Source organism: Candidatus Synechococcus spongiarum SH4 (genome assembly GCF_000586015.1).
Taxonomy (GTDB): domain Bacteria; phylum Cyanobacteriota; class Cyanobacteriia; order PCC-6307; family Cyanobiaceae; genus Synechococcus_B; species Synechococcus_B spongiarum_F.
This window is the reverse complement of record NZ_JENA01000200.1, coordinates 1-2969: the sequence shown is the minus strand read 5'-3', so window position 1 is coordinate 2969 and position 2969 is coordinate 1. Positions and strand designations below refer to the sequence as shown.

Below are 2969 nucleotides of genomic sequence, written 5' to 3'. Positions count from 1 at the left end.
ACAGGCAGGCCACCATGCCCCCGACACCACCACCGGCCAACTGGAACACCAGGCCGGACAACACGGTGCCCAGGAGGCGGCCACCGGCATTGGCCATGTAATAAAAGCCCACGTTGAGGCTCACGTCCTCAGCTTCCGTGTAGGCCAGCACCATGTAGGAGTGGATGGAGGAGTTCATGGCAAACACCAGGCCGAAGACCGCCAAGCCCAGGATCACCACCGGGCCGGCCTGAACCGGGGACCCCGGTACGGTACTGCGCCAGAGGGTTACGGCCATCAGGGCGGGAACCGCCGTGAGCGCCGCCGCCCAGAACTGCACGGCCCCAGGCCCCGGCGCTTGCTGTTGACCCCAGAGGCGCCGCAGGCTGGGCGCCATGGCCTGCGCCAGACCGTAGCCCACCACCCACAGACCCATGAAGCCCCCCACCTGCCAGAAGTTCCAGGCCATGCTCATCTCCAGGAACACCGGCAGGGCCACCACAAACCACACGTCCCGGGCGCCAAACAGGAAAAAGCGGGCCAACGACAGTACGTTGATGCCGCGGGATTTGGAGAACACGGCCGTGAAGGCCGGTTTCTGCTTCATCCTGCCCATGGCTGCCGGCAAGGACAGGGTCAGCAGCCAGGCCAGCACCAGGCCCACCGCCATGGCGCTCACCGACCCGGCAAAGCCCAGCCGGAAGAGGGCGGCGCCCCCCAGAAAGAACCCCACCCCCTTGAGGGCGTTCTTGGATCCTGTCAGGATGGCCACCCAGCGGAAGAGGGTGCGCTCCCCCTGTTGTTCCTCACCCGCTTCCACCGGCGCCACGGTCTTGATGGCGCTCTTGGCGCTCATCTTGCTGAGATCCTTGGCGATGCCGCTGAGGGCCTGGGCCGCCATCACGTAGATCACCGATAACAGCTTGGGCCAGCTTTCCGCCACCGGCGCCAGCATCAGCAGGGCCACCACCTGCAGCAGCAGACCGCTCCAGAGGGTGAGCCGCAAACCGTAGCGGGCGCCGATCCAGCCCCCCGCCAGGTTGGTGACCACCCCGAAGAATTCGTAGAAAATGAACAGCAGAGCAATGTCCAGGGTGCTGTAGCCCAGCCCGTGGAAATGGAAGATCACCAGCATGCGCAGGGCCCCGTCACTGAGGGTGAAGGCCCAATAGGCGGCGGTTACCACCATGTATTGGCGCAACAGATGCCCCGGCGCCCGCAAGGATTGATTCATGATTGGCTTCCGGCTCAGTGTCCCGTCCAGCGGACGACGGCACAGGCCAGGTCCGCCATGCGGCAGGAGTAGCCCCACTCGTTGTCGTACCAGCCGTAGACCTTCAGGTGGGTGCCGTCCACCACCAGGGTGGAGGGGCCGTCAACGATGCAGGAGCGGCTGTCATGGCAGTAATCCACCGACACCAGGGGCCGCTCCTCGTAGCCCAGGATGCCCTGCAACGACCTCGCCGCCGCCAGGCGGAAGGCTTCGTTCACCGCCGCGGCGCTGGTGGGGCGCGCCAACTCGAACACCGCATCGGTGAGGGAGGCGTTGAGCAGCGGCACCCGCACGGCATGGCCGTTGAGCTTGCCCTTCAGCTCGGGAAAAATCATGGCGATGGCCTTGGCGGAGCCCGTGGTGGTGGGGATCAGGGATTCCCCCGCGGCGCGGCAGCGGCGCAGGTCCCCCCGGTAGCCGTCCACCGGCGTCTGGGTGTTGGTGAGGTTATGGATGGTGGTCATGGAGCCGTGGACAATGCCGAAGGCTTCATGGACCACCTTCACCATGGGGGCCAGACAGTTGGTGGTGCAGGAAGCGGCCGTCAGCAGCCGGTGCCGTGTGGGGTCAATCTGCTGGTGGTTGACCCCGTAGACCACGTTGAGCACCTCCTCCCCCTTCACGGGGCAGGCCACAATCACCCGTTCCACCCCGCACTGCTGGAGGTAAGGGGTCAGCGCGTCCACCGTCTTGAAGCGCCCGCTGCACTCCAGCACCATCTCCACCCCCGCGCCCCGCCAGTCCACCGCGGTGAAATCCCTACTGTGGGAGCAGGTGATGTGTTGCCCGCCAACATGCAGGGTCTCCCCTTCCACGGCGACGGCTTCCCGCCAGCGGCCATGGACCGAGTCGAATTCCAGCAAATGCCCCATGGCGTCAGCAGGGCCAGCGGGTTCATTGAGATGCGCCACCTCCATGCCGGGCCGCCCCAGAGGGCGCGGAACACCAGCCGCCCGATGCGGCCAAAGCCATTGATGCCAACCTTCACCAGTCCAGACCAGCGGACGGGGGGACTTTAGGCAGGCAACATTAGCTAACGGTTATGGACGGCCCTGGAACCAGGCTGCGGATCGTCCCCAGAATTGCGAGTTTGTGCCATCCTGAAGCCATCCCTCCTCTTCCGAGTCCTTGAACGGAAGCCCGCCGCAAGATCCCCATCAGGAGGTGTTTGATCCCGGTGAAGATCAGGAGGATCTTGACGGTCTTCAACAACCGCTTCACCCTCTTCCCAAAGGGCTGGTGGAGTTTTATGCCCTGCTGGCGGTGGTGCTGGTGCTGGTGCCGGAATGGCTGGCCAACACCGCCCTGGAAAACCTGGACATTACCAAGGGGGAACGCCTGAGGCTCCGCTCCAGACAGTGGCAGTGGGACCCGGAGTTGATGCTGGGGGCCATGACCATGGCGCAATTGCGCCGGTTGGCCCGGCAGCAAAGGCTGTGGGGCTACAGCAGAGAACCCCGGGATCGCCTGGTGCGCCGCCTCCTGCGCAATTTCCGCAGAAAAGCCGAGGCCCGCCGCATGCTCCAGGAAAACGACCCGCCCTTTGATCCTGATCTCTGATATGATGCAGGGTGACGGGGCGTGGCGCAGTTTGGTAGCGCACCACTTTGGGGTAGTGGGGGTCGTGGGTTCAAATCCCGCCGCTCCGATTCCGTTATCACTGCTGGGAGATGGAGCCGAGGTCCACAGCAGTGGGGGCACTGGGGAATCTGGTAAA

The 2969-nt window shown here is 64.8% G+C and carries 2 protein-coding genes, 1 tRNA gene and 1 pseudogene; 2 read left to right on the top strand and 2 right to left on the bottom strand.

Features of this window, described 5'->3' with window-relative positions:
* Nucleotides 1-1213: organoarsenical effux MFS transporter ArsJ (gene arsJ / locus BG35_RS0108335; protein ID WP_025782465.1), on the bottom strand; the 1213-nt coding region annotated here is incomplete at its 3' end.
* Nucleotides 1214-1227: 14 nt separating this feature from the next.
* Nucleotides 1228-2240, bottom strand: a pseudogene (locus tag BG35_RS11045) (ArsJ-associated glyceraldehyde-3-phosphate dehydrogenase).
* 140 nt (nucleotides 2241-2380) lie between these two features.
* Here BG35_RS11045 and BG35_RS11040 point away from each other — a divergent pair.
* Together BG35_RS11040 and BG35_RS0108320 are read left to right on the top strand one after the other, a co-directional pair.
* A complete protein-coding gene (locus tag BG35_RS11040) occupies nucleotides 2381-2812 on the top strand; it encodes a hypothetical protein (RefSeq protein ID WP_025782464.1) in 432 nt (143 codons plus the stop codon).
* A gap of 15 nt (nucleotides 2813-2827) precedes the next feature.
* Nucleotides 2828-2901 (top strand) — tRNA-Pro (locus BG35_RS0108320).
* The last annotated feature ends 68 nt before the right edge of the window (nucleotides 2902-2969 follow it).